Raw genomic sequence first — 26,157 nt, 5'->3', positions numbered from 1 at the left:
TATATTAATGAATAGTTATTGGTTAAATATTTATAAACCAAGAGGTATAAGCTCTGCTAAACTGGTTAGCATGGTAAAAAAAATACTCGGTAAAGTTAAGGTAGGATATGCGGGTACTTTAGATGTTGAAGCGGAAGGGATACTACCCCTTGCTGTAGGTGAAGCTACAAAGCTGATACAGCTGCTAATTGATGCTAGAAAAACCTATATTTTTACTGTAAAATTTGGACTACAAACCGATAGCGGTGATTATGCCGGTAAAGTAATAGCAACAAAAGATTATATCCCTTCTCAAGAAGAGGCTTATACTGTATGTTCTAAATTTATCGGTAACGTAACACAAATACCGCCGGCTTTTTCTGCACTTAAAGTTAACGGTGTAAGAGCTTATAAATTGGCTAGAGAGGGGAAAGAAGTAGAATTAAAACCACGAAATATAACTATTTATAATCTAAAATGTTTAAATTTTGATGAGAAAAATGCTACCGCTACCTACTATGCAGAATGCTCAAAAGGTACTTATATAAGGACTTTAGCAGAAGATTTGGCATTGTCCTTGCAAAGTTTAGGATTTGTGATAGAATTACGCCGTACTCAGGTTGGAATATTTAAAGAAGAAAATGCTATTCATATCATTTCACCCGAAGAAATTACAAAAGAATTTCTTGAGACAAAAAGTATAAAGATAGAAGCAATACTGGACGACATCCTGGTTCTTGATGCAACTGACAGCCAAGCACAACAAATTAAATATGGACAGAAATGTTTATTTAATTATGAAAAAGACGTTGATCTTTTATGGGTTCGCTATAAAAGCGTTTTGCTTGCAATAGGTAGTTTAAACAAGAGTTGCTTTAATTCTTTAAGAATATTTAATTTAACACCATAGATTTCTTGCATAACGTAGTTAATAAAGAGGAATTTGAAGGAAACACGGAACACAGAACCGCAGCGTACACTTTAGTACGTGAGGCTTCGAGTACCGGATTGACGTGCAAATTACCTTTAGAAACAAGTTAGGTAAGAAATCTATACATTTAAGGAGAAATTATCGATGTCGATTACACAAGAACGTAAACAACAATTAATTAAAGAATATGCTATAACGGAAAATGATACCGGTTCAAGTGCGGTGCAATGTGCTATTTTAACCGAAAGAATTACTAATTTAACCGAGCATTTTAAGTCTAACCATAAAGATCATACTTCAAGACGCGGATTATTAATTTTAGTCGGACGCCGTCGTAGATTACTTAACTATATTAAAAAGAATAATGTTAGCGAATATTTAGATTTAATAAGTAAGCTAGGAATTAGAAAGATTAAGTAGTACAAATGTCATACTAAGACTGTCATCCCGTGGGGCTTGACCGGCATTGTTGTATAGCTCGTTTTATGTCATTCCCGCTTTTGCGGGAATGACATAATAAAGACCACGGGATGACACTTTGAATAAAATATAAATTATGAAATGAGATAAATAGATGTTTAACGAAATAACTAAGAGTGTTACATGGAACGGGAAAGTTCTTGAGCTTAGTACAGGTAAGATAGCAAGGCAAGCTGACGGAGCAGTTACAGTAAAAATGGGTAATTCCGTTTTATTATGTACAGCAGTAGTAGCTAAAAAAGCAAAAGAAGGTATCGGCTTTTTTCCTTTAACGATTAATTATAGAGAAATGGCATATGCTGCCGGTAAAATCCCCGGAGGATTTTTTAAACGTGAGGGAAAAGCATCAGATAGAGAAGTTTTAGTATCTCGTTTAATAGATAGACCAATTAGACCATTATTTCATCCGGCTTTTGTGAATGAAACGCATGTAACTTGCAGTGTTCTTTCATATGATCCTGAAACTCCGGTAGATATACTTGCAATTATTGGTGCATCGGCTGCCCTTAGCCTATCCCCTGCTCCTTATATAGAAATAGTTGCTGCAAGTAAAGTCGGTTTAATCAATGGTGAATTTGTTTTAAATCCGACACTTGAATTATTAAAAACAAGTCAGCTTGATTTAGTAGTTGCAGGAACATCAGATTCAGTAATGATGGTTGAATCGGAAGCTCATTTACTCGCTGAAGAACAAATGTTAGAAGCCGTAAAATTTGGATTTGAAAGCTTCCAGCCGGTAATAAAGATAATTAAAGAACTAGCAGAAGAAGCTAAAAAACCAAAGCTTGAAATGCAAAATTTATATCCTGCCTCATTAAAGAAAGAAATTGAGAAGTTATTTGTAAAAGAAATTGAACAAGCTTTTGCGATTAAATCTAAACAGGAACGTAGTACTAATTTAGATTTAATACCTGAAAAAGTTCTTACACATTTTGTAAGCGACATAGAAAATAAAAAATATAGTAATTATCAAATAGAATCGGCTTTAAAATCTATTGAATCAGATATATTACGTAACGAGATTTTAGAAAAAAATAGACGTATCGATGGAAGAAGTACCACGGATATAAGACAAATTGCTTGTGAAATAGGTTTATTACCTTCTGCACACGGTTCAGCTTTATTTACTAGAGGCGAGACGCAAAGCTTAGTTAGCACTACATTCGGTACTAGTTTAGATGAGCAGATAGTTGACAGTTTAGAGGGTGAGTATAAAGAGCGTTTTATGCTTAATTATATCTTTCCGCCCTACTCTGTAAATGAAGCAATGCCTATGAAAGCACCTAGTCGTCGTGAAGTCGGACACGGTAAACTCGCATGGCGTGCTATTAATCCAATATTACCTAATAAAGTACAATTTCCTTATTCTATTAGAGTAGTTGCTGAAACTACGGAGTCTAACGGTTCTTCTTCAATGGCAACTGTTTGCGGTAGTTCTCTTGCTTTAATGTATGCCGGCGTACCGATAAAAGCACCGGTTGCGGGTATTGCTATGGGGCTTGTTAAGGAAGGCAAAAAATTTGCGGTATTATCCGACATTCTTGGAGATGAAGATTATTTCGGTGATATGGACTTTAAGGTTGCAGGAACTAGTGAAGGGATTACTGCATTACAAATGGATATTAAAATATCCGGAGTAGATTTTAAAATAATGAAAGTAGCTTTAGAGCAAGCACGACTCGGTCGTTTGCATATACTTGAGCAAATGAATAAAGTTATTAGTAAACCAAATAGCGAACTAAGTAAAAATGCTCCTTCTACTACTACTATAAAAATAGATAAGGATAAAATTAGAGATATTATAGGACCGGGCGGTAAAGTAATAAAGGAAATTTGTGAAACTAGCGGTGCTAAAATAGATATAAGCGATGATGGCAGCGTTTCTGTTTATGCTTCAGATAGAGATAAGCTAAAAGTCGCTTTAGATAAAATTAAAGCTATTGCCGTTGAACCTGAAATCGGTGAAATATTTAACGGTACGGTAATGAAAGTCTTAGATTCCGGTGCTTTTATTAATTATTTAGGTAATAAAGACGGCTTTGTTCATATTAGTGAAATTTCAGAAGAAAGAATAGAAACGGTTAGTAGTGTTTTAAAACAAGGCGATATAGTAAAAGTTAAGCTGATAGGCTTTGATAATAAAGGCAAAGCAAAACTAACTATTAAAAATGCCGATAAGGATAAATCTTCAAATAATCCGAAGCCAAAAAATAATGTTAATAATGCTAAGGAAAATTCAGAATCTGAGCGACGTGATTCTAGTAAAAAACGAGCTTGGAATGAAGATTCTAACAATGATAAAGAAGAAACAATTACGGAACGTAAGTATTTTACATAGGACGTCATTGCGAGCAGCCGTGGGCGTTGTTGCATGGCTCGAAAAACCTGCTGGGTGTCATACCGTGGCTTGTCCACGGTATCCAGCAAAACAACTAAAAATACTAATATTATTAGTATTTTTAACTGGATCCCGTGAATAAATCACGGGATGACAAAGGTGAGGCCGAGCCATGCAACAACGCTGCAGCTGTAGGCTGCACGGTAATCTCATGAAATAATAACAAACTCCTGAGATTGCTTCGTCAAAATTTTCAATTTTTCCTCGCAATGACGAAAAAAGATATAAAAATGACCGACACAAATAATTACCGAATCATCGCAAAGAGGGTTATTTCTAGTGAAGCAAGTGCTTTAGAAAAATTATCCGAAAATATCCCTGAAGATTTTAACAGAATTATAGAATTTTTACTATCTTTCAAAGGACGGGTAATCCTAACCGGCATAGGCAAAAGCGGTTATATTGCAAGAAAAATAGCTGCTAGCTTTTCTTCAACCGGTATGCCTGCTTTTTATTTACATCCGGCAGAGGCTAGTCACGGCGATTTAGGTATGGTGACGAGAAATGATCTAGTAATTATGCTATCTAATTCCGGTGAAACTAAAGAGCTATTTAATATAATTGAATATTGCAAGAACTCTTCCATAAAAATTGCTGCAATGACAATGAATAAAAATTCCACTTTAGCTAAAAGAAGCGATTTTTTATTAATAGTACCTGAATACCCGGAAGCTTCTGTAATTGGAGCTCCTACTATATCATCTTTAATAATGTTATCACTAGGTGATGCTTTAATGACTGTTATACATGAAAAACGAGGCTTTACTAAAGATGATTTTAAAATTTATCATCCGGGAGGTACAATCGGTGCTAATTTAACAAAAATTAAAAACCTAATGCGTAGCGGTGATGAAATACCTTTAGTATATGAAGATACTTCCTTTGCCGAAACTATAATTATTATGAATAAAAAACGTTTAGGTTGTACACTTGTCACAGATAAAAACCAAAATTTGATAGGGATTATAACTGACGGGGATTTACGTCGTCATATTAACGATCAAATTCACTTAAAAACAGCATCAAGCATTATGACCAAAAACCCTATTCATATCTCATCGGAAATATTTGCAAAAGAGGCTTTAAATTTAATGAAAGCCAAAAATATCACTAATATACCGATTGTTGATGATAATATTATCATAGGCATTATTCATATTCATGATTTACTACGCATAGGAGTTAGCTGAAATCTATGCCCTCTTCTTATAAACGGCGAAAAAAAATTTGGAAATCTGTATATCTTTTAATAATAGTTGGAATTTTGTATATAGGATATATATTAATTAAAAGCGGTTATATTAATGAAGAAAATGATATTAACGTTACAAAAAAAAGTTTAAAAGATAATAAAAATTTTGATTTAAAATATAATATTATATTGAAAGATTCAATTTTTGAAGGAGTAAATAAAAATTTAAATGCGTATAAGATTAAAACTGAGCGAGCTATAAAAGAGTCGGATAACAAATATAAACTAGATATAATAAATGCTATTTATAACGTAAATCAAGACCAAACTCTTATTATCAATGCGAAAGAAGGTTTTTTAGATGAAGAATCAAACATATTAGATTTAAAAAACGATGTAAAACTTTTTTTTGATGAGATCATATTTAACACTAACGATGCAAGGATTGATTTAGTAAATAAGAATATAACCGGCAACTCCTCTGCTAAATTACTTTATAAAAACTCTTCAATTACTTCGGATAGTTTTAATACGAGGGATGAAAATAATATTATAATTTTTAAAGGCAATGTCTCTACAATCATCGATTTATCGGATTATTAAACTTGTAGTATTTCTTACTATTAGTATATCTATATATGCTAATAATAGAGATATTTCAAATTTACATATAACATCTGATACCTTAATTATTGATAGAACCAAACAAAAAGCAGAATATCTTGGAAATGTTGTTGTTTACTTCGATAATGCGATACTTAGAACGAAAGAATTATATATTTTTTATAAAACAATAGATGATAAACAAACTATTGATTATATAGTTATTCCGACCAAGTTGACTGTAGAAAGAAAAATAAATAATGAATTATTACTTGCAGATAGTGCTAAATATTTTTTCGATAATAAACAACTTATTCTACTTGGTAATGTAATATTACAGCGTGACGATAATGTCTTAAAAACTAATAAACTAATCTATTATGTAGATATTGTTAAGAAAAATAGTTAGTTTTGTTATACCGTGCTAGGTTGTCACCCCGTGGCTTGACCACGTGGTCCATAAAAACAATAAAAAATACTAAAATATTAGTATTTTTAACTGGATCCCGCGATCAAGTCGCGGGATGACAACAATAAGGCCTGGATTCCTGCTTTCGCAGGAATGACATAAAGAGCAACAAAACACAAATAAAAAAGATGGACAGCTTACAAGTTAAAAATATATCAAAATCCTACAAAAAAAGGAATATATTAACTGATATATCTCTGAATATAAAACAAGGAGAGATAGTTGGTTTATTTGGTCCGAACGGAGCCGGTAAAACAACTTGTTTTAACATTATTATCGGTTTAATGAAACCAGACTCAGGGCAATTACTTTTAAATGATATAAATATTACCAACCTACCTATTTATTTACGAGCAAGGCTTGGAATCGGCTATCTTCTTCAAGAACCTTCAATTTTTCGGGGATTATCGGTTGAGGATAATATTAAGGCTGTAGTTGAGATATCTGAAAATGATAAAGAAGTAATTGAACAAAAAACCCATAATTTGTTAGAGAAATTTTCAATAGTACATTTAAAAGATTTATCCGCTGCTAGCTTATCAGGTGGTGAAAGGCGTAGGCTTGAGATCGCACGTTCACTTGCAATAGAGCCTAAATTTATCATGCTTGATGAACCGCTTGCCGGTATTGACCCGCTTGCTATTTCCGATATCAAAAATCTAATTACTTATTTACGTGAGTTTAATATAGGCATATTAATTACCGACCATAACGTACGTGATACTCTAGATATAGTCGACCGTGCTTATGTTATTTTTGAAGGTAAAGTATTATTAGAAGGAAGTGCTAAGGAAATAGCAAACAGCAAGAAAGTTAAAGAAGTGTATTTAGGTGAAAGCTTTAATTTCTAGACTATGTAACCACGTCATTGCTTGCGTGGATCGGAAAACGCACCCCGTGTCATCCCGTGGCTTGACCACGGGATCCAGTTAAAATACTAAATATATTAGTATTTTTTATTGTTTTTATGGACCCCGTGGTCAAGCCACGGGGTGACAAAAATAGGAATGACATAAAGGGTTTTTTATGCAAATTAACAAAGAAATTTTTAGAGCTTATGATATAAGAGGCAATAGCCTTACAGACTTAACGGAAGAAATAGCCTATAAAATCGGGTTTTGTTTTGCCGAGATGACTATAACGAAAGATAACAACAAAATCTGTGTTGGTTTAGACGGTCGGCTCAGCTCCCCTACCCTTTGTAAAGCCTTAGAATTAGGATTAACTGAGACAGGGGCTGAAATCATAAATATTGGCGTAGTTCCGACTCCCGTACTATATTTTGCCGATAAACAATTTATGCCTGCCGGTAGTATTATGGTTACGGGATCGCATAACCCTCGTGACGATAACGGCTTTAAAATACTACAAAACGGTAAATCTTTTTTCGGTCCTCAGATACAGGATTTATTAGCAAAGATCAATGTCATACCGTGGCTTGACCACGGTATCCAAAAAAACATTAAACAAGACTGGATCCCGCGGTCAAGCCGCGGGATGACAATAATACCTAGCGGGAATGAAACAGAGTACAGCAACACCATCCAATCTAAATACCTAAAGCGTATTTTAGAGGGGATAAACATTAATCCCAAATTAAAAGTAGCTTGGGACTCCGGTAACGGAGCAACCGGTGATATTGTTGAAGAACTTAAAAAATATCTCTCAAACGACAATATAATCATAAATAGTAAGATTGACGGGAATTTTCCAAGCCATCATCCTGACCCTACTAACCCTGCTAACTTACAAGAGCTAATAAAAACAGTTAAAGAACAAAATTGCGATATTGGTATAGCTTTCGACGGTGACGGTGATAGAATCGGCATTGTAAGCGGGAACGGCAAGATATTATTCGGTGACCAAATTTTATGTATATTTGCTGAGGATATTTTAAAGGAAAATCCAAACGCAACTATAATACTTGACGTAAAAGCCAGCCAATTTATAGTCGATAAAATAAAATCATATGGAGGAAATCCTATAATATGGCGAACCGGTCATCCATTTATTAAAAGCAAAATGCTTGAGATAAAAGCTTTACTTGCCGGTGAAATGAGCGGGCATATATTCTTTGCCGATAAATATTTCGGCTTTGATGATGCAATTTATGCATCTCTTAGATTTTTAGATTTACTTAGCAAATCGGATAAAACGCTAGATGAGATAATAGAAGATTTACCGAAAAGCTATAGTACACCGGAAATTAAAATTTTTGTTCCCTCAAGACTAAAGCTAAAAATTATAGAAGAAATAAAGCAAAAATTACTTGATGATAAAATAGAGTTTAATGATATAGACGGTGTACGGGTAAATAATGAGCATGGTTGGTGGTTACTTCGTAGCTCTAATACCGAATCTATTATAGTTGCAAGAGCTGAATCAGCTAGTAAAAATGGTTTAGAGAAAATAATAGCTATAATTAATAAATATCTTGAAAAATACGGACTATTAATTAATTATTAAAAAATTAATTAATCTATTGACTTTTTAAATATTATTTAATATATTCTTCTCACATTAAATTAATATAAGGATAAATAATATGTTCAAACAAGCTCTTAACGCTGGGTTTCCTATTGACATTAAGCAAATTAAAATAGATGTAGCAACTGAACAAATGGTATTAAATGAATTACGTGCTATAGTTAGCAAGCATTCGGTAGGAACAGATGGAAATGGGAATCATATTATTAATGATATTTCTCAGTTTGAAAAAATTAAAAAGCTTACTTCTTTAGCTTTTAGTGTCGGTATATCAATACACACTGAGCCAAATATTATTTTTGACGACAATTTTAAACCAAGTGCAATAACATTTAGTGAGTCCAATACTGTTAACTATGAAGTGGATATTACTAAGGCTTTAGGAAATACTCCTATTGATGAAACTGAAAACGTTTAATTGTATAATGTCATTCCTGCGGAAATACTGAATTATCATGAGCTGGTGTTGTTGCGTGGATACCACCCCGTCATTGCGAGCAGCCGTAGGCTGCGTGGCAATCCAGAAAAATAATAAAAAAATTCTGTAAATCAGAATTTTTTACTGGATTGCTTCGTCGAATTACTACGTAATTCTTCTCGCAATGACGGAAAACCGAGCCATGCAACACCCCAATAATTATAGGCTAAACTATATATCAGTGACAAAAAAAGAAATAATTATATTATGCGGGCCGACTGCTAGTGGGAAGTCTTATTTAGGGCATGAGTTTGCCAAAGCTTATAACGGCGAAATCATTAATATCGACTCAATGCAGGTTTATAAGGAAATTCCTATTATTACCGCCTCCCCTCCTCAAATTTATAAAGCCGAAATTCCATATTACCTTTATAACTTTCTATCAATTACGGAAGATTTCTCAGTAATAAAATATCTAAAACTTGCTACAGAAAAAATAAAAGAAATAACTGCTAGGGGCAAGCTACCTATATTAATAGGCGGAACGGGTTTATATATCAATTCTTTAGTTTTCGGCTATAATAATATTCCTGATATATCAGAAGATTTACGAGAACAAGTAAGAAACTTACATACTGAAATAGGCAATATAGAATTATGGAATAAATTAGAACAGCTTGACCCGCTTGCTGCCTCTAAAACAAACCAAAATGATACTCAGCGTTTAATTAGAGCTTATGAAGTATTCATGCAAACCGGTAAATCTATTTTCTCTTTTCAAACTTTGCCAAAAGAGCAAATTTTATCTGATTTTAATTTCAAAATTATCTTCTTAAATCCTGAGCGAAAATTTTTATATAAAACATGTGATGAGCGTTTACAAAAAATATTTAAAGAAGGGGCAATTGATGAAATTGCTTTGATAAAAAAACAATTTGCTCCTAAAAATTATTCAAATTTAAAAGCAGTGGGAGTAAAAGAAATTTTAGCTTATTTAGACGGTAACCTTACTTTAGATGAGGCTTTAAGTGCAGCTCAAATACGAACACGTCATTATGCTAAAAGACAAGTTACTTGGTTTAAAAATCAGATACAAGATAAAACTACATTAGAATATTCTAACTATGAAGAGTTTGCACAAATATTGAGAAACTTTCCTATATAACTATCTATGTACTTCGTCTTTCTTTTTATTATTAGAAATAGGAGTAATGGAAAATGAACTTGCCTTAGGTTCTACAATATTAATCTTACTATTTAAACTTGAGACGATGTTTTGTGCTTCTTTTAATACATCAGCCGGAACTTTATTTTCTAATTCTACAGGTACCTTATCAGATTTAAAATAACCAACTCCTGCTTTAATGACATTTGGTATTTGTTTTATAATATTCAACGTTTGACCTTCTTTCCAAACTAAACTACCTATACTAGTAGCCACATTCATATACTTCTTATTTTCAATATTTTCTAAGATTTCAACCAGCTTATCCGGTTGATTGAGCATAGGTGTTAGTGTATTATACAATTCTTTCTTATCAAGATTATTGATACCCGGTACATCTTTTAAGGTTTTATCTAAAATGCCCAAAAATATTTCTTTATTATCGTTTAAATATTGTTTAATTTCAGGATTATCTTTAGTTAAAGTTATTAATTCTTTCGCCATTCTCGTATAATCACCTTTAACAAATCCATCAAAAACCTTTTTTAATGATTCGTAAGTATGTGATTTATCGTGATTATCTACTACATGCACTTTACTATCTAAATTTGAAGCTATATTTTTTGCTTCTTTTAAAACATTTAATTTATTAATATTTTCAAACTCATTCTTAAAGTTATCTTTTAACTGTTCATTGAAGATTTCTTTCGGTAAATAAATTCCACCGGTAATAGTGCCTGCCCAAGTATATTTAGATTTAGAATTTAAAGTAGAAGCAATATTACTTGCTAACTTTTCTAGATTTTTCGGCTCTAAAAAATTATTTATATTATCGGGCTCCTCTTTAGAATATTCAGAAACGATAGGTTTTAGCATCTGATTAATCATGTAAAAATCTTCACCTCTATTATCACCTTTATCAAAAAGTTTTTGTGATATTTTCTCGCTTAAAATATTTGCCAATAAATTACTCTTAATATCTTGTTTATTTGCAATATTTTCATATAAAGGGTTCAATATTTGTAAGGGAGAATTTACATGATTTGTAATATGTTTATATTGATTTGTTTTAGGAGTAGCTAGGTTAGTAACCATATTCATAGGTAATGAATTTAGTTTCTCTATAATATAGTCTTTAATCGTTTGATTTTCTTCGCATAATATATTTACCTGTTGAGCAAATTCTTTTTTACTAAGTAAATTTCTTTTTTCTTCGGCTTGTATTTGTAAAAATACTTTATCAATTGCCTTATCAATTAATTTAGCTTGTTGTTCTTTAATTAGTTCAGGTGCTAAATGAGGAATAGCCTTATCGAGATTGTAAGTATCAGTAAGTAGCATTAAATTATCAGGTAATTTAGTCTCTGCTAAATTAGTATTTTTAAAATTACAATCTTTTAAAGAAGTTACTTTAGTTAAATCTGCATTTTTTAATGATACGCCTGAGAAGTCAATATTAGATAAATTACCTGCTAATATAGCTCCCTCTAAGCTGAATTTTCCATTTTGTATTTTATTTAAATTATTTCTAAGAGTAATTTCATCTATAGTTTTATCTTTAAAATCTTGTGATGGACTAAATACGTCTTTTACTTTTTCAGTAGCATAGCTAAAACCTGCTTTTACAATATTTGGCAATTGCCCTTCAAAATAATTTGTTTTTTGAGCTAGATTATATATAGCACTAGCAGCCCCACGATAATTACTTTTTTCAACTTCTTCTATAACTTTAACTAATTCATCAGGATGGTTTAACATTGATGGAAGTATATTATATAATTCTTTCTTATCAAGGTTATTTATGCCCGGTATATCTTTTAAAGTTTTATCTAAAATACTAGCAAATATTTCTCTATTATCGTTTAAATATTTCTTAATCTCAGGATTATCTTTAGTTAAAGCTATTAACTCTTTTGCCATTCCTGTATAATCACCTTTAATAAAATCTCGAAAAACCTTTTTTAATGACTCAGGTTTATCAAGTAATATAGGCATTATGCTCGTTAGCTTTGTAATATCACTCGCTTCCAGACCGTAATTTATAAGTTGTTGTTTTATAGTTTGGCTATTTTTTTCATCCTGTTCTAAAACTCCTGTAATTAAATTATCAAATAGCCCTTCTTTACTTTGTGCTACTAATATATCTTTTAATTTAAATGAAGGATCATTAAGGGCAGAGATTATATTACCGGTTAAGCTCATATAATCGCCTTTATTTAAGTCTGCAATAATCTCATGAGCAATTTCCGGTTTTGACATAACTTCGCCTACTATACTAAGCATTTGTTTATCAAAATTATATTCTTTTGTTATGCTTTGTACGCTAGGAGTATTTTCAATAATACCTAAAGCAATATTTGGTAAGATTGTTTTATTATTAGCAAAAAAACTTTTTAATTTATCATCACCCGCTACCATTTCTAAGGATTTTTCAAGAGATATCATTACACCTTGATTTGGAGCGTTAAGAGTATCAAAAATCTCTTTTGTCTCAGGAATTTTATTTAATAAAGTAGGAATAATATCTAAAATTTTAAGATCAATTTTGTAGCTTTCAAAATGTTCTTTTAAGAAAGGTTTAGCTTGTTCTTTTGCTTCTTCTAAAAAACTTTCAATAATTATTTGTTTTTCAGACGATAGTTTTTTAAATCTTTTTAGAGAATGAGTATTATTTATATTTTCAGCTAGTTCTTGTTTAAAATCAGGATGTTCATTAAATATTTTGATAACTAATGAATATAAATTTTTCTTTTCGGGTTTTTGTAATATATCATCAAAAGTTTTTACATAATCGCTTGGAAGTATTTCAGTTGCTCCGGTGCGTATATAATTCGTAATATCTTCGCTCTTTTCATTAAAGAATTTTTTGAAGTTTTTATCGGTAACCAGCATATCTAAAGTTCTAGAAGTCACTTTATTCCAATCCGGTAGCTCTTGCTTTACTTCAACTGCAATTTCTTGAAGTTTTTTAAGTACTTTTTCATTTTTAAAACATTCTTTTAGTATTTCGAGTCCCTTTTCATCTAAAGCACTCTTATCTTGAAATTCTCTAAAGCCCGCATTTGCTAAGATTTGACCTATTTTAGGTAAATCATCTGAATGTTTTTTTAAAAATTCCCATATTGGAGATTTTTCAAGAAGTGATTTTTGAAATTCCGGATCAAGATATATATTAGAGGATTTAGCAAGCTTAACAAGATTATAACTATTTACAGGATTAGTTAAAACAAACCTTGCTCCGAGTAACATCGTTCTTAAACTTATACTCTTTGAAGATGATAAGTCCTTAATTGCACTCTTTAATACTTTATTAGCTTTAGAAGAAGATAAAACTTTTTCTACAACTTTTTGATAGTTTTTATTATTTATAACAGCCATAAAATTACTCGAAATTTTTAAATATTCTAAATCTATTTTAAAAAATTTTTAAAAATAAAGATTAGGTATTTTTAATTTTTTTTATTCTTGTTGTTAATATGTATACTTCGACACAACACGTTCAGCATCCGAGGACTTACGAAACATGTCTACCAATTTTTCAAGTTCTATCTAAGTAATTATTTAGCTTCCGCTTTTGGCGTCCATCTCAGTGAATACTTCTTCCCATGAACCGGTAGTCGCTGCTTTTGAATATTCAGTCGCTCTATTTTCAAAAAAGTTCGTATGTTCGACGCCGTTTAGCATTTCATCAAGCCAAGGAAGCGGGTTATGATTTACCAAATATACATCTTTGAGTCCTAGCTGCATTAAACGACGATCGGCAATATAACGAATATATTGTCTTACTTCATATGCCGTTAACCCCTCAATACCGCCGACTTCAAAAGCAAGTTCAATAAAGGCATCTTCAAAATGCACAATAGTTGTACAAGCTTCATAAATACGTTTACGTAAAGTTTCCGTCCAAACTTCAGGATTCTCTCTTACAAAAGTCTTGAACAGAGTAATAATTGAATTAGTATGAAGTGTTTCATCACGCACTGACCAAGCAATAATCTGACCCATACCTTTCATTTTATTAAAACGAGGAAAATTAAGCATAATCGCAAAAGAAGCAAATAGCTGTAATCCTTCGGTAAAAGCTCCAAATACTGCGAGTGTAGTTGCTATATCTTCTTTGGTATCTACTCCAAATTGCTGCATATAATCATATTTGTCTTTCATTTCCTTATATTTAAGAAATGCTGAATATTCTACTTCCGGCATACCTACCGTATCAAGTAAATGTGAATATGCTGCTATATGTACCGTTTCCATATTAGAAAACGCCGATAACATCATTAATATTTCAGTCGGTTTAAATACTCGTGAGTAATGCTTCATATAGCAATTATTAACTTCAATATCTGCTTGAGTAAAAAAACGAAATATTTGCGTTAATAAATGTTTTTCACCTGGGGTTAAGTTATATTTCCAATCCTTAACATCATCGGCAAGCGGTACTTCTTCCGGTAGCCAATGGATTTTTTGTTGAGTGTGCCAAGCTTCATATGCCCATGGGTATGAAAACGGTTTATATATTGGACTTGCATCAAGTAATGACATAATTTTCTTTTATTTTTATTCTTTTAATTTTTCTATTTCTTCTAGAGATAATTCTGTAAGTTCAATAATATCTTCTAGCAATACTCCTTTAATTAACATCTTTCTTGCTATTTCAGCTTTCCCCTCAGCTTTTCCCTCATTATACTTACTTTTTTGATGTGGCATTAAATCGATGTATTGTTTCATATTCTATTCTTTTAGTTTCTCTATTTCTTCTTTTAAAAGCTTAGTATACTTAACTATTTTTTCTATAGGCTCATTGTCTCTTAGCATTTCTTTTGCTGTCTCAATTTTTTCTTCAGTCTTACCTTCAGCTTTCCCAATCTCAATGCCCTCAGCTTTTCCCTCATTATATTTACTTTTTTGATTTAACTCTTCCGTTTGAGCAGCAAGCATAGCTTTAATATAATTGTCATATTCTGCTTCGCTCCAGTTAAATTGTTCAATAGTTTTATAGGCTGATAATACTATTTCATCTTTTGTATGTTTCGGGGGTTCTTTTGCTCTATCGAATTTAGCCATCATATATAACCAATCATCTTCTAAGCTTTCTAACTCATCTGCTTCTTTGGTAAATTTGTCTAATTCAACAAATACGTAAGACAAGCATTTAAGTTGATGCTTACCGTTGCCAACATTAATAGTTTGATGATAACTAACACACTCTTTTTCCTCAGGTAATGCCTGAAATCCGGAAGTAATTACTACCATAACTACAGGGGCAAGATCAGCATATTCTTTCCCTCTTTTTAGTTGAGAAGTAAAAGCTATAGAAGCATAAAATTGTACTCTTGCTAAAAAAGCATCGGCATATCCGTTTTGCATCTCAACAATATAAATATTGCCGGAGTTATCTCTAACTTTAACGTCTACTATACTCCTTTTATTCTGCCCTAAATCCGGTACTTGTTCGTTTGAAATATATTCAAGGTCGATAATCCTTAACTCTTCAGGTAGCCTCATAATATTATTAAGAAAGCTTATTAACCTTGTTTTATCCGTAAACAATTTTTTAAATGCTACATCATTTGTTGGATCTAAATATCTTTGCATAGTTATATTATACTTACTGACAAGCTAAGCATTCTTCGTAGTTATTGGCTTCTGCTAACTTATCGTTTTGTTTCTCTAAGTCTTTAAAATCTGCTTTTAGTACATCATGCGATACTTTATCGGCTCGCTGTATTGAGGTCGATCTACAATAATATAAACTTTTTACTCCTTTTTTCCAGGCTTTAAAATGAATATTATTTAAATATTTCTTACTAACATTCCCCGGTAAAAAGATGTTTAAAGATTGTGCTTGTGTAATGTAAGGAGTACGATCGCTTGCCAGTTCAATTAGCCAATTCTGATCAATTTCGTAAGCGGTTTTGAAAACCTGTTTTTCTTCTTCGGATAAAAATGTTAAATGTTGTACTGATCCTTCATGTGTTGCAATCGAAGACCAAACTTGATCATTATTAAATCCTTTCTCTTCTAATAACTTTTCTAAATGTTTGTTACGCACATTAAAAGAACCGGTTAAAGTCTTTTGTACAAAGCTATTAGCGGCAAACGGCTCTATTCCGGGTGAGGCATTACCTGCTATTACCGAAATTGATGCGGTAGGTGCTATTGCAGTTTTATTGCTAAATCGTTCATTACTTCCTGCATCTAGAGCATCAGGACATGCTCCTTTTTCTTTACCGATTTCTATTGAGGCTTTATCAGCTTCAGCAGATATATATTCAAATATTTTTTTATTCCAAACTTTTGCCATAACCGATTCTATAGGTACTTTTTTCATTTGTAAAAATGAGTGGAATCCCATCACACCAAGTCCAACGCTTCGCTCACGCATAGCCGAATATTTAGCTCTTGCCATAGTATCCGGTGCTTTATTAATAAAGTCTTCTAAAACATTATCAAGGAACAACATAATAGAATGGATAAATTCTTTATCATCTTTCCACTCTTCATAATACTCTAAATTTAAAGAAGAAAGGCAGCAAACGGCAGTTCTTGACTTTCCTAAATGGTCAATTCCCGTCGGCAATGTAATTTCGCTACAAAGATTGGACATTTTAACTTGAAGCCCTAATTTTTTATGATGCTCAGGTATGGATTTATTAACACTATCGATAAATAACAAGTAAGGCTCGCCCGTTTCTATTCTAGTAGTTAATAATTTAACCCATAAATCTCTAGCTCTAACTTTATTTACAACTTTTTTGGTAGCAGGACTAATAAGGTCAAAATCCGTATTGTTTTCAACGGCTTTCATAAATTCATCGGTTATAGCTATACCGTGATGAATATTAAGAGCTTTTCGGTTAACATCCCCACCTGTCGGACGTCTTATATCAATAAATTCTTCAATTTCAGGGTGATTAATAGGCAGATATACAGCTGATGAACCTCGTCTAATAGAACCTTGCGAAATAGCAAGAGTCATAGAATCCATTACTTTAATAAACGGTATAATACCGGATGAATGACCTTTATCACGAATCCCTTCATTAATAGAACGAACATTACCCCAATAACTTCCAATCCCGCCACCGCGTGCAGCAAGCCAAACATTTTCCGTCCATAAATTTACTATATCGTCTAAGCTGTCATCGGTCTCATTCAAGAAGCATGAAATAGGAAGCCCCCTATCTGTTCCGCCGTTACTTAAGATTGGTGTTGCCGGCATAAACCACATTTTACTCATATATTCATATAACTTCTGAGCATGCTGTTTATTTTCGGCATAATAACTAGAAACTCTTGCAAATAAATCTTGAAAATCCTCACCTTTCATAAGATATCGATCTCGTAGAATAGCTTTACCGAAAGGAGTAAGTAAATTGTTATGGTTATTATTTATAGTTATTTGAAATTTGTTTTTTTTAAGCGTGTTCATTATAGGTACTAATGGGGTTGTAGGCGTTATTTATAATGCTTATTTTGAAAAAATGACACCATATTCAGTGTATAGAATCTTCACCTAAGTAGACACGAGAATAATAATTTATTCAATATAAATATTTATTTTTTTTTAGATTTTTGACTTGACACAAATCACTCTTGATTACTATATAAAATAGTTTTTACAAATATTATGCTTTCTTAAGGCATAAGCAATCCTACTCTGCGGAAGTAAGGCAATGTTGCGTGGTTCTAGGTTACATTTCCGCATAGGTATAAGTTTAAGGATCGATTCCATCTCTGTCATCCCGTGATCAAGTCACAGCGTAATAGAAAGAAAACCGATCCATGCAACAAGCCCTTATCTACGCAGGAATAACGTTAAAGGCATTCTCCATCATTCGTATTAAGACCTATCGCTGAAACCTCATCCTTATATTCAACAATAAACGATGAAACAAATTTACGTGGTGTGTCGGCTACTATCCAATCAACTTCTACAACATAATATCCTGGGTCTCTGTCCGGAAAAGTTACTTCAATCGTTTTAGAAGGAGCTAATGTATGATCCCAGTAAGGGAATTTATCAGAAAGTTCACTATAAATTTCTTCTAAATCGTCGTGTTTCAGTCTATTTTCAAAGGTAAACTCTGCCTTTGTCATTTGCACTATATAACCGCGAGTTTTATGTGATGCAGTATAATCCCATTCTATTGTAAGCTTTTTTTCACCCTCTAATGGTATAGCAAAGTTTATCCAGTTAAACGTTGAATCTTTTAATTCCGCTCTTATTTCTTCATTGGTAGCATTTTACCCAATCTGTATCATCTGTACGCCCACCATTAAGAATATGCCCATCTAATGGTAGCGGTTCCCCTGCAACATCATTTCCAAAACGCTCATCACTTCCTTTCCCTGTTTCAAATCCGTTAAGTTTCCACTCTTCATTTATTAGCTTCTTATCTACACAAACTTTTCCCATTGTGTGAAGAGGGAATATTATTCGACCATGTTTTGGAGCTGGTTGATTTTGTTGTTCTTCATTTTTCATAAATTCGACCTTTATTTGAGTTAAAAATATTGGTTCTGTGTACTTTTGCTTTTTTTGCAGAAATAGTTATTCATATTTCAAAAAAACCTTATAATTTGCAGCAAAAAATAACCATAATTAAACAGAGCCTAAGTAACTACAAAATACTAAATGTAGTTATAGTAATAACATTATTATAATTATTAATTAAAATTAATAATTATGTAACATAAAACTTAAATTGTTTTTAATGTTATAATAAAAATACAACTTCCTAATACCGGATGGTAATGTCCAGAATCCTGTGAATCAATTTATGCAAACAACAAAATTAGAATCTAGGCTGAAGAATTTTGATTTTAAAGATTTTTTATTATATAGCTATGGCTGGGTTACGGTTACGGTAATAGTGTCTTGAAACGTGCCGGCAGCAGCAAGAGGTTGTGATGGCAAGAGGGCATATACGGTGTAGTTTCTTGTTACCGGTCCAAGACCTAGTAAATAGCTATCGGTAAATGTTACCGTACTACTAGTCCCGTTACCGAGGATTTGAGTAAAAGCTGCATTTTTGTATAAATTATAATTCAGCTTACGTACCCCATTAACCATATTTCTTGGATTATAGATATTAGCAGAACCAGTACTAAAAGTTACGGTATAACTAACAAGTAGTGATAATAAAGCACTACATGTAACTGAGGCAGTAACGGAAGTTGTTCGCACTGCCCCTACATTAAAAGTACCGAAATTTACGGTTGGAACTGACGGATTACATGTTGCAAGCAAAGCCGTAGCATTTCCTGGTATAATTATATTAATCATCAATACTGCTATTAATTTCCTAACATTGCCTGATTTTGCGTCATTGCGAGCAGGCATTGCTGCGTGAATAACCGAATCGTCATTGCGAAGAGCGAAGCGACGCAGCAATCTCGTCAAATATCCTGAGATTGCTTCGTTAATTACTTCGTAATTTCTTCGCAATGACAGATAAACCGGATTCACGCAGCAATGCCTGCTCGCAATGACGACTCGGGATTTGTACAACAAGCTTCTCATTTGCATATCGCTTCGCCTAAATCAATTACAGGGTCGTTTAAATCTCTATTAACCGGTACGTTAAAATGACAACATCTATTATTCTCTTCATTCTCGTCACAAATAGAACCATTTAATACTTCAAGATCTTTAATATCATTAATATAAACCTTACCGTCATAACCTACAAATATTTCTTCGTTTAAACCTTCTATAGTAACAGTACTATCAAACGGAATGAAGTGTTTATTACTATTAAACATAGTCATTTCAACACTTTTAATTATTTTAACATTGAAATCTAATAATACTGCTGATTTTGTTTTTGGAGCAACTTTCAAAGCAATTTCCTCAAACTCGGTATTAAGAGGTAGATTTTCATCATCTAATCTTATTTCAGAAGGAACATAGGGTGTTACGTTTGGTACAAGCATTTTACCTTTATCATCAGTATAACCGGCTAATAGATTATTATTATAAACTCCGACATTTTTTAAACTATTTACTTTAATCAAAGCAAGACCTCCGGTAATCGGTCTCGTCACATAATAGCTTTTATCAATAGAGACAATACCTCCTTTGATATTAAACTGTTTCATTGTTTCGGCATCATTTTTCTGCAGATAAACTCCAATATCGTTATTTTTACCGTTACGATTAAGTTGTACGTTATAGTTTGTAGCTTTAGCTTTAATTATATTAGCATTATATCCCCATCCCATATTTGAGGTAACCGGTGAAGAAATACCAAGTTGCTTCGTATGATACTTATTTTGATACGAATCGGTAAATGAAATACTTTTATTACCGTCTAAATTGAAGTTAAATGACATATAGGCAAAATTATTTTTACGTTTACTGTTTAAATCAGTACCTATAGTAAAACTTAAGAAACCTTTTTTAGTAATATTCCTTTGATAAGTCGATGATATTATATTTGTACGTTTACCTTGTTGTATTGTGTTATTTACGACAAAAGACAAAAAATTAACACTTATATTACCAAAATCGGTATTACCGCAGCTAGCTGAAATCTGATAATTTAAACTTGAAAAAGTTTTATCGGGATAGTTATATACATCCTGATAATTGCTATTATTCCAATCTAAATTACTATTAATGTCAAAATATTCCGATTCATAAGTATAACCGCAATTAATTCTTTGAGAACGACCGAAATTTTTGATATTACTTGCAGCTGAAATGCCTATAATTCCAAAATTTCCGATTTTTAAGTTATTAGTTACCCCTACTGCTCCATTATTTTTTAAAAATTCAAAATGTCCACCGCTTGTTAAATAATCATTCATACCAAGCATATAATCGGTATTTAGAACTAAATATTTATAATCATTGCTATATATCGCAAAATCTTGTCTTTGAAATCCGGCTTCATAAGAAAAATTTGAAAGCCCTTCGCGCAGTAAACTCGGTGATGCATAATAAGGAATGGTGATTGTTTGAACTTTACCGGTTATATCTTGAGTTTTGACTATTAAATCACCTCTACCGGTAATAACCGGAATGTTTGTTACGTCAAAATCCCCCATATGAGCTTTAGCATTATATATAGGCACACTATTTGAAAATATTTCTATACTGCTTGGAAGTTCTGATTTCCCTCTAAAATCCAGTAACGGATAAGTAACTAAATTCGGTCTAACCGCAAAATTAGTAGTATACTGAATACCAGCAAATCTAGTTGAATTAGACCAAGAAGATGCTTTAGTTATACTATCCCCTACCCGCCAATTAGTCATTTTATCTACATTCTCATATGTCCAATTTGTTTCTAAACGTGTAAATTTATTTTGGTTTCTTGAAGTATTTTTAACTTTAGAAAAATTTGATTTAACGGCTTCGGTTTGAAATAAAAAACTATAGCTATATACGCCGTTTTCAGTAAAATAATTAAGTTCCTCTACTCCGGCTAAATAATTAATATCATCATTTTGGCTAAGAGTTATGTCATAATTAAGATATGCACCGCTAATAAGTTTAGTATCAACATTTTGCATAGGACCGCCTGAAGCATCAAATGATTGAGGTTGCATTTTTTCCGCTGGAAAAGTAATGTTTAAATCTAAATTCTCGAAGTTTAAATCATATTTAGTACCTTCGAGCAAATCTAGATTAATATATGCAGTATCGTGATAGTTCACGAGGCCCTGTTTAAGATAATCTTCTTGAACATTAAAATGTTCTATGTCTTCAAGAGGAATTAAATAATGACCTTGAGCGTTTTGCACTATAGTTGGGAATATATCAGTTTCGGTATAATTAACTTTTAGCGAGACAATCAATTCGTTGTCGCCCGCAACTTCATTAGAGCTATTCTCAAATTCTACTTCTAGAGGCAATTGGGGCAATGGTCCTAACATTTTATCCTCATGCACGTTTGTATCCGCTGTGGTTTGAGGTAAATTGTCTTCAAGAGATTCGGAGATAATTTCATCTGCAAAGCTTAGCGGTATAAATAAAATAATACCTATAAAAACTGATATTATTTTATTTAAAAAGCACATTAGCTTATTTATTTAAAGTTAAGGGTACTAGTACTATTACCTTGATATTGTTATAGGTATACTATGTTGAACAACAAGATTTACCGTAGAGGTAGCACTATTCTCTAGTTTTACTCTACGAGGTAATTCTCTTAATATGATTCTATAGTCTTTTTCTCTAGTAGAAAAATTCTGTGTATTTTTTAAAGCTAACCGTATCAATTGTGTTTTACCGCCGTGCAAGGTAAATGTTACCGGAGTTGCCACTAAATCCGTAGTTTCTTTATATTCTTCTGTACCATTTTCATACACACGTTTTAAAAGAAGTAGCTGAAACTTTTTAGGTGTATAATCATTATTTTGCACCGTCATAGTTGCTATTTTATTATTTTTACTTATCTCTATATTGACAGGTACGATAGTAACACTAGCAAAAACATTAAAAGTAAATAATATAAATAGAATAGGTAGAAATCTTAAAAAATATTTTTTCATAATATCAATATGCTACGGTTACTGTAATTGTATCGTTATAAGTATCAGAAGGAACATTTGCCCCTTGAGGTATTTTTCCGTATATTGTGAGCGTTTGAGGTAATCCCGTACCTGTTCCCGGTACCCAGTCGCTTGATTGATTTCCCCAATTTTGAGTTCTTGCTGCATTAGAATAAAGATTATAAGGTAAATAGCTAGTAGTGTTAACGAGACCTGTCATTTTGCGAGTACTTGTTGTAGCGGCAGGTGCGGTACCGGCATTTAATGAAACGGTATAACCAGTACCTAAAGTACAAGTTATAGTAAGTGTGTTTGTTTGCAAAGAATCAGCAGTTGGAACATACGTACCAAAAGCTAAAGGAGTAGCCGTGACTATACAAGACGGTAAAACCGTTGCACTAACAAGGAAAAAAGCATTAGCAGACGAGGCGAAGCTATTTCCTGCACTTATAGTTAAGATAATAAAACCGATAATATTTCGTAGAATTTTAAAGTTATTTTTCATAATTTTAATAAAAATAATTAATATTCATTATTAATCTTTGACAAATTTTAACGATTTTACAAGGCTAGTTTAAGAAATAGTCATATTTAAATATGAATTTATGATATTTTTCCCACAGAATATATTTACAAATAAATTAAAAATATAATTGACTATTTTATTTGACTATTATACTATAATAGTACTTTTACTTTTTGGTATATAAAATGACTACTAAAATAGCAATCAGTCAATTTAAATCTCATTGCCTTGAAATAATAGAAAAATTACAAACCGATAAAGAATCCATTATAATTACTAAAAGAGATAGGGAAGTAGCACAAATATTGCCTATAAACACTAAAAAGACCTCAATATTCGGTATGCTAAAAAATAAAGCTGAGATAAAAGCAGATATATTAGATCCAATAGAAGAAAAATGGAATGCAGAACATTAATAATGGCTTAGTACTAGATACCCATGTTTTATTGTGGTCAATATTACAACCTGAAGAATTATCAGAACAAATAAAACACAAAATCAATTTAGCTCAAGAAAATTCGCAATTATTTCTTAGTTCTATTTCATTATGGGAAATAGCTATGCTTAACTTTAAAAAGCGTATTAATGTTTACGAACCTATAAAAGATTTTCTGAATTCTATAACAAATATCAACGGATTATCTATTAAAGATATTTCTCCGGAAATTGCTGCTGAAAGCATTTCTCTTATAGACGACTTTCACGGTGATCCTGCTGATAGAATTATTGTAGCAACAGCAAAATGTCTTGGAGTCACCCTACTTACTAGAGATCAAAAAATTCTTAACTGGGCTAAGTTAGGACATATTAAATCAATATCTATTTGATTATTTCCTCAATATCCAATAAAATCCTTTTTAAAATTTAAATATAAAAAGTAATGTATAATACTGATGTTGTAATAATAGGTGCCGGTCCGGTTGGATTATTTGCAGTTTTTCAAGCGGGAATGCTTGGCATGAAATGTCATGTTATTGATGCACAAGAAGTTATTGGTGGTCAGTGTATTACCCTATACCCTGAAAAACCTATTTACGATATACCGGCTTATCCTAAAATTGCAGCAGAAGAGCTAATAAAACAGTTAGAGCTTCAAGCTGCTCCTTTTAATCCTGTATATCACTTAAATCAGCAAGCTATAGAGCTAAATAAACAAGATGATTTTTTTGAAATTAAAACCTCAAAAAACACTCTTATTAAAAGCAAAGTTATTATTATTGCAGCAGGAGCAGGTTCATTCGGTCCAAATAAACCGCCCCTTGCAAATATTGAAGATTTTGAAAGCAAGTCGGTTTTTTATTTCATCAATGATAAAAGCAAATTTGCAGGTAAAAATATAGTTATAGCAGGCGGCGGGGATTCGGCTGTTGACTGGGCTATTTCTCTTTCGGAGATTGCAAATAAAATATATTTAGTACATAGGCGGGATAAATTTACGGCTGCCCCTGAAAGCGTAAGGCAATTAAGGCATATTGCAGAAACCGGTAAAATCGAGTTAGTAACCGGTTATCAATTAAATGCTTTAGATGGTAATAATAGTGAACTTCAATCGGTTATAGTTAAAGATCTACAAAATAATACTCGCAAATTAGATGCCAATATATTACTACCGTTTTTTGGTTTAAAACAAGATTTAGGTAGCTTAGCAAATTGGGGTTTAAGTGTTAAGCTTCACCATATTGAAGTAGATAACTCCTATTATCAAACTAACATAGAGGGTATTTACGCCATTGGCGATATTGCTCATTATCCCGGTAAGCTTAAGCTTATTCTTACGGGTTTTGCCGAAGCAGCAAGTAGCCTTCATCATGCTTATAGTAGAGTATTTGACGGCAAGGCTCTACATTTTGAGTATTCCACTACTAAATATGGGGAAAAGCAGTAAGTGTTCGATGTCATTCCTGCGAAAGCAGGAATCCACTTTGTCATACCGTGGCTTGACCACGGTATCTAGAAAAATAATTTTAAAATACTAATAATGTTAATATTTTAAGCTGGACCCCGTGGTCAAGCCACGGGGTGACAACTGAAAAAGGATAAAAATATAGTGAATAATATAATTGACGGTAAAGCGTTAGCAAATGAAATACTAGCAAATTTAAAGCTAGAAATTCAAGAACTTAAAAATCAAACCAACGCTTCACCGAAACTTGCTATAGTACTAGTAGGCGATAATCCGGCAAGTATTATTTATGTCAGGAATAAAATAAGCAATGCACATAAAATAGGAATTGATACTTTATTAGTAAATCTATCTACTACTATTCATACTGATGATTTAATATTGAAAATCAATGAGTTAAACCTTGATAACGAGATTTCAGGAATTATAGTTCAGCTTCCTTTACCAAACTCCATAGATAAAAATAAAATTTTATCAGCAGTATCACCTTCTAAAGATATCGATGGTTTTCATCCTTTAAACGTCGGTTACTTACATAGCGGGATTAGTCAAGGTTTTATACCCTGCACTGCCCTTGGTTGCCTTGCGGTTATAAAAAAATACAAACCTAATTTAACCGGTAAAAACGTTGTAATTATTGGACGCTCGAATATAGTAGGTAAACCTTTAAGTGCATTACTGTTAAAAGAAGATTGCAGTGTTACTATTTGCCATTCCAAATCGCAAAATCTAAGCTCTATCACTTCTAAAGCCGATATAGTTGTTGCGGCTATTGGGTCACCTTTAAAATTCACTACCGAATATTTTAATCCTGAATCTATAGTAATTGATGTAGGAATTAATAGAATTAGCGGCAATAAGATTATCGGTGATGTTGATTTTGAAAATGTTAAATCTAAAGTAAAATATATTACTCCTGTTCCGGGCGGTATCGGACCGATGACTATTGCTTTTTTACTTAAAAATACGGTTAAGGCATTTAAGGATTCTTATATACCGTCTGATAAATGAAAAGTAGAGAGACGAAGTTTAATTTGGAAAAGAGCAAGGCGTTTCATATTTTTTGACCGCAGCGTAGACAAACTACGTGAGGATCAA

General features: G+C 32.3%; 23 protein-coding genes and 6 pseudogenes. 17 read left to right on the top strand and 12 right to left on the bottom strand.

Going from position 1 to position 26,157, the window contains the following annotated elements; translation table 11 throughout:
- Positions 1-7: 7 nt before the first annotated feature.
- The 13 genes and pseudogenes from truB to miaA all read left to right on the top strand — a co-directional run bounded on the left by truB (position 8) and on the right by miaA (position 10,122).
- Positions 8-889 carry a tRNA pseudouridine(55) synthase TruB gene (gene truB, locus H6P87_RS03520; protein ID WP_202068232.1) on the top strand — a complete coding sequence of 294 codons (882 nt, stop codon included), beginning with the start codon at positions 8-10 and terminating at the stop codon, positions 887-889.
- A pseudogene (locus H6P87_RS03515) lies at positions 886-1,017 on the top strand (palindromic element RPE1 domain-containing protein); the annotation flags it as partial. The gene truB and the pseudogene H6P87_RS03515, both read left to right, overlap by 4 nt.
- Positions 1,018-1,054: 37 nt before the next feature.
- Positions 1,055-1,330, top strand: coding sequence for a 30S ribosomal protein S15 (gene rpsO, locus H6P87_RS03510; RefSeq protein WP_202068228.1), 276 nt, complete (start codon positions 1,055-1,057; stop codon positions 1,328-1,330).
- Positions 1,331-1,484: 154 nt separating this feature from the next.
- Entirely contained in the window at positions 1,485-3,728 is a 2,244-nt protein-coding gene (gene pnp / locus H6P87_RS03505; protein ID WP_202068220.1) for a polyribonucleotide nucleotidyltransferase, read from the top strand.
- Between the two features lie 290 nt (positions 3,729-4,018).
- The gene (locus H6P87_RS03500) at positions 4,019-4,978 is read left to right on the top strand and encodes a KpsF/GutQ family sugar-phosphate isomerase (RefSeq protein WP_202068218.1); all 960 of its coding nucleotides are present in this window, start codon (positions 4,019-4,021) and stop codon (positions 4,976-4,978) included.
- Between the two features lie 5 nt (positions 4,979-4,983).
- Positions 4,984-5,583 carry an LPS export ABC transporter periplasmic protein LptC gene (gene lptC, locus H6P87_RS03495; protein ID WP_202068216.1) on the top strand — a complete coding sequence of 200 codons (600 nt, stop codon included), beginning with the start codon at positions 4,984-4,986 and terminating at the stop codon, positions 5,581-5,583.
- The gene (locus H6P87_RS03490) at positions 5,549-5,992 is read left to right on the top strand and encodes an LptA/OstA family protein (protein WP_202068214.1); all 444 of its coding nucleotides are present in this window, start codon (positions 5,549-5,551) and stop codon (positions 5,990-5,992) included. Before lptC ends, H6P87_RS03490 begins: the two co-directional genes overlap by 35 nt.
- Positions 5,993-6,180: 188 nt before the next feature.
- On the top strand, positions 6,181-6,903 hold the full coding sequence (gene lptB / locus H6P87_RS03485) for an LPS export ABC transporter ATP-binding protein (protein WP_202068210.1): 723 nt from the start codon (positions 6,181-6,183) through the stop codon (positions 6,901-6,903).
- A gap of 175 nt (positions 6,904-7,078) precedes the next feature.
- Positions 7,079-7,474: pseudogene (locus H6P87_RS07535) on the top strand (phosphomannomutase/phosphoglucomutase); the annotation flags it as partial.
- A 117-nt stretch (positions 7,475-7,591) separates the two neighbouring features.
- Positions 7,592-8,518: pseudogene (locus H6P87_RS07530) on the top strand (phosphomannomutase/phosphoglucomutase); the annotation flags it as partial.
- Between the two features lie 79 nt (positions 8,519-8,597).
- Complete coding sequence (locus H6P87_RS03475; protein ID WP_202068202.1) at positions 8,598-8,957, top strand: hypothetical protein; 360 nt, start codon at positions 8,598-8,600, stop codon at positions 8,955-8,957.
- A 92-nt stretch (positions 8,958-9,049) separates the two neighbouring features.
- Positions 9,050-9,152: pseudogene (locus H6P87_RS03470) on the top strand (lytic transglycosylase domain-containing protein); the annotation flags it as partial.
- Positions 9,153-9,198: 46 nt separating this feature from the next.
- Entirely contained in the window at positions 9,199-10,122 is a 924-nt protein-coding gene (gene miaA, locus H6P87_RS03465; RefSeq protein WP_202068200.1) for a tRNA (adenosine(37)-N6)-dimethylallyltransferase MiaA, read from the top strand.
- Here the strand turns inward: miaA and H6P87_RS03460 are convergent, their stop codons facing one another.
- The 12 genes and pseudogenes from H6P87_RS03460 to H6P87_RS03405 form a co-directional block, all read right to left on the bottom strand.
- Positions 10,123-10,626: a hypothetical protein gene (locus tag H6P87_RS03460; RefSeq protein ID WP_202070101.1), complete on the bottom strand. Its 504-nt coding sequence runs from the start codon at positions 10,624-10,626 to the stop codon at positions 10,123-10,125.
- A gap of 42 nt (positions 10,627-10,668) precedes the next feature.
- A pseudogene (locus tag H6P87_RS03455) lies at positions 10,669-13,500 on the bottom strand (pentapeptide repeat-containing protein); the annotation flags it as partial.
- Between the two features lie 183 nt (positions 13,501-13,683).
- Positions 13,684-14,667: a ribonucleotide-diphosphate reductase subunit beta gene (locus H6P87_RS03450; protein WP_202068198.1), complete on the bottom strand. Its 984-nt coding sequence runs from the start codon at positions 14,665-14,667 to the stop codon at positions 13,684-13,686.
- A 15-nt stretch (positions 14,668-14,682) separates the two neighbouring features.
- Complete coding sequence (locus H6P87_RS03445; protein WP_202068197.1) at positions 14,683-14,853, bottom strand: hypothetical protein; 171 nt, start codon at positions 14,851-14,853, stop codon at positions 14,683-14,685.
- 3 nt (positions 14,854-14,856) lie between these two features.
- On the bottom strand, positions 14,857-15,720 hold the full coding sequence (locus H6P87_RS03440; RefSeq protein WP_202068195.1) for an Rpn family recombination-promoting nuclease/putative transposase: 864 nt from the start codon (positions 15,718-15,720) through the stop codon (positions 14,857-14,859).
- A gap of 13 nt (positions 15,721-15,733) precedes the next feature.
- On the bottom strand, positions 15,734-17,557 hold the full coding sequence (locus H6P87_RS03435) for a ribonucleoside-diphosphate reductase subunit alpha (RefSeq protein WP_202070029.1): 1,824 nt from the start codon (positions 17,555-17,557) through the stop codon (positions 15,734-15,736).
- A 386-nt stretch (positions 17,558-17,943) separates the two neighbouring features.
- A complete protein-coding gene (locus H6P87_RS03430) occupies positions 17,944-18,276 on the bottom strand; it encodes a lytic polysaccharide monooxygenase (protein ID WP_246438113.1) in 333 nt (110 codons plus the stop codon).
- 82 nt (positions 18,277-18,358) lie between these two features.
- Positions 18,359-18,613, bottom strand: a complete 255-nt coding sequence (locus tag H6P87_RS03425; protein WP_202070028.1) for a chitin-binding protein — start codon at positions 18,611-18,613, stop codon at positions 18,359-18,361.
- Between the two features lie 288 nt (positions 18,614-18,901).
- Positions 18,902-19,414, bottom strand: a pseudogene (locus H6P87_RS03420) (spore coat protein U domain-containing protein).
- 233 nt (positions 19,415-19,647) lie between these two features.
- Positions 19,648-22,155, bottom strand: a complete 2,508-nt coding sequence (locus tag H6P87_RS03415) for a fimbria/pilus outer membrane usher protein (RefSeq protein WP_246438085.1) — start codon at positions 22,153-22,155, stop codon at positions 19,648-19,650.
- A 36-nt stretch (positions 22,156-22,191) separates the two neighbouring features.
- Positions 22,192-22,506 (bottom strand): fimbria/pilus periplasmic chaperone, encoded by a 315-nt coding sequence (locus H6P87_RS03410; RefSeq protein ID WP_338050468.1) that lies wholly within the window; start codon positions 22,504-22,506, stop codon positions 22,192-22,194.
- A 127-nt stretch (positions 22,507-22,633) separates the two neighbouring features.
- The gene (locus tag H6P87_RS03405; protein WP_202070027.1) at positions 22,634-23,134 is read right to left on the bottom strand and encodes a Csu type fimbrial protein; all 501 of its coding nucleotides are present in this window, start codon (positions 23,132-23,134) and stop codon (positions 22,634-22,636) included.
- A 206-nt stretch (positions 23,135-23,340) separates the two neighbouring features.
- On the opposite strand from H6P87_RS03405, the gene H6P87_RS03400 reads away from it, so the two are divergent.
- The 4 genes from H6P87_RS03400 (at position 23,341) to folD (ending at position 26,070) form a co-directional block, all read left to right on the top strand.
- On the top strand, positions 23,341-23,571 hold the full coding sequence (locus H6P87_RS03400; RefSeq protein ID WP_202070026.1) for a type II toxin-antitoxin system Phd/YefM family antitoxin: 231 nt from the start codon (positions 23,341-23,343) through the stop codon (positions 23,569-23,571).
- The gene (locus tag H6P87_RS03395; protein WP_202070025.1) at positions 23,558-23,983 is read left to right on the top strand and encodes a type II toxin-antitoxin system VapC family toxin; all 426 of its coding nucleotides are present in this window, start codon (positions 23,558-23,560) and stop codon (positions 23,981-23,983) included. Before H6P87_RS03400 ends, H6P87_RS03395 begins: the two co-directional genes overlap by 14 nt.
- A gap of 53 nt (positions 23,984-24,036) precedes the next feature.
- On the top strand, positions 24,037-25,041 hold the full coding sequence (locus H6P87_RS03390; RefSeq protein ID WP_202070024.1) for an NAD(P)/FAD-dependent oxidoreductase: 1,005 nt from the start codon (positions 24,037-24,039) through the stop codon (positions 25,039-25,041).
- Positions 25,042-25,203: 162 nt separating this feature from the next.
- Entirely contained in the window at positions 25,204-26,070 is an 867-nt protein-coding gene (gene folD, locus H6P87_RS03380; RefSeq protein ID WP_202070023.1) for a bifunctional methylenetetrahydrofolate dehydrogenase/methenyltetrahydrofolate cyclohydrolase FolD, read from the top strand.
- Positions 26,071-26,157 lie beyond the last annotated feature (87 nt).

This window comes from Rickettsia tillamookensis, assembly GCF_016743795.2.
Lineage (GTDB): Bacteria > Pseudomonadota > Alphaproteobacteria > Rickettsiales > Rickettsiaceae > Rickettsia > Rickettsia tillamookensis.
The sequence above is the reverse complement of the archived record's forward strand: the minus strand, read 5'-3'. Positions and strand labels throughout refer to the sequence as shown.

Bases quoted from the DNA above. Each gene is read 5' to 3' on its own strand.
- H6P87_RS03390 (WP_202070024.1), top strand. From the start codon at position 24,037: ATGTATAATACTGATGTTGTAATAATAGGTGCCGGTCCGGTTGGATTA.
- truB (WP_202068232.1), top strand. From the start codon at position 8: ATGAATAGTTATTGGTTAAATATTTATAAACCAAGAGGTATAAGCTCT.
- H6P87_RS03450 (WP_202068198.1), bottom strand. From the start codon at position 14,667: ATGTCATTACTTGATGCAAGTCCAATATATAAACCGTTTTCATACCCA.
- H6P87_RS03435 (WP_202070029.1), bottom strand. From the start codon at position 17,557: ATGAACACGCTTAAAAAAAACAAATTTCAAATAACTATAAATAATAAC.
- H6P87_RS03490 (WP_202068214.1), top strand. From the start codon at position 5,549: ATGTCTCTACAATCATCGATTTATCGGATTATTAAACTTGTAGTATTT.
- H6P87_RS03395 (WP_202070025.1), top strand. From the start codon at position 23,558: ATGCAGAACATTAATAATGGCTTAGTACTAGATACCCATGTTTTATTG.
- H6P87_RS03440 (WP_202068195.1), bottom strand. From the start codon at position 15,720: ATGCAAAGATATTTAGATCCAACAAATGATGTAGCATTTAAAAAATTG.
- pnp (WP_202068220.1), top strand. From the start codon at position 1,485: ATGTTTAACGAAATAACTAAGAGTGTTACATGGAACGGGAAAGTTCTT.
- H6P87_RS03445 (WP_202068197.1), bottom strand. From the start codon at position 14,853: ATGAAACAATACATCGATTTAATGCCACATCAAAAAAGTAAGTATAAT.
- H6P87_RS03500 (WP_202068218.1), top strand. From the start codon at position 4,019: ATGACCGACACAAATAATTACCGAATCATCGCAAAGAGGGTTATTTCT.
- lptB (WP_202068210.1), top strand. From the start codon at position 6,181: ATGGACAGCTTACAAGTTAAAAATATATCAAAATCCTACAAAAAAAGG.
- H6P87_RS03460 (WP_202070101.1), bottom strand. From the start codon at position 10,626: ATGGCGAAAGAATTAATAACTTTAACTAAAGATAATCCTGAAATTAAA.
- H6P87_RS03410 (WP_338050468.1), bottom strand. From the start codon at position 22,506: ATGACGGTGCAAAATAATGATTATACACCTAAAAAGTTTCAGCTACTT.
- H6P87_RS03425 (WP_202070028.1), bottom strand. From the start codon at position 18,613: ATGAAAAATGAAGAACAACAAAATCAACCAGCTCCAAAACATGGTCGA.
- lptC (WP_202068216.1), top strand. From the start codon at position 4,984: ATGCCCTCTTCTTATAAACGGCGAAAAAAAATTTGGAAATCTGTATAT.
- H6P87_RS03475 (WP_202068202.1), top strand. From the start codon at position 8,598: ATGTTCAAACAAGCTCTTAACGCTGGGTTTCCTATTGACATTAAGCAA.
- H6P87_RS03415 (WP_246438085.1), bottom strand. From the start codon at position 22,155: ATGTGCTTTTTAAATAAAATAATATCAGTTTTTATAGGTATTATTTTA.
- H6P87_RS03400 (WP_202070026.1), top strand. From the start codon at position 23,341: ATGACTACTAAAATAGCAATCAGTCAATTTAAATCTCATTGCCTTGAA.
- H6P87_RS03405 (WP_202070027.1), bottom strand. From the start codon at position 23,134: ATGAAAAATAACTTTAAAATTCTACGAAATATTATCGGTTTTATTATC.
- rpsO (WP_202068228.1), top strand. From the start codon at position 1,055: ATGTCGATTACACAAGAACGTAAACAACAATTAATTAAAGAATATGCT.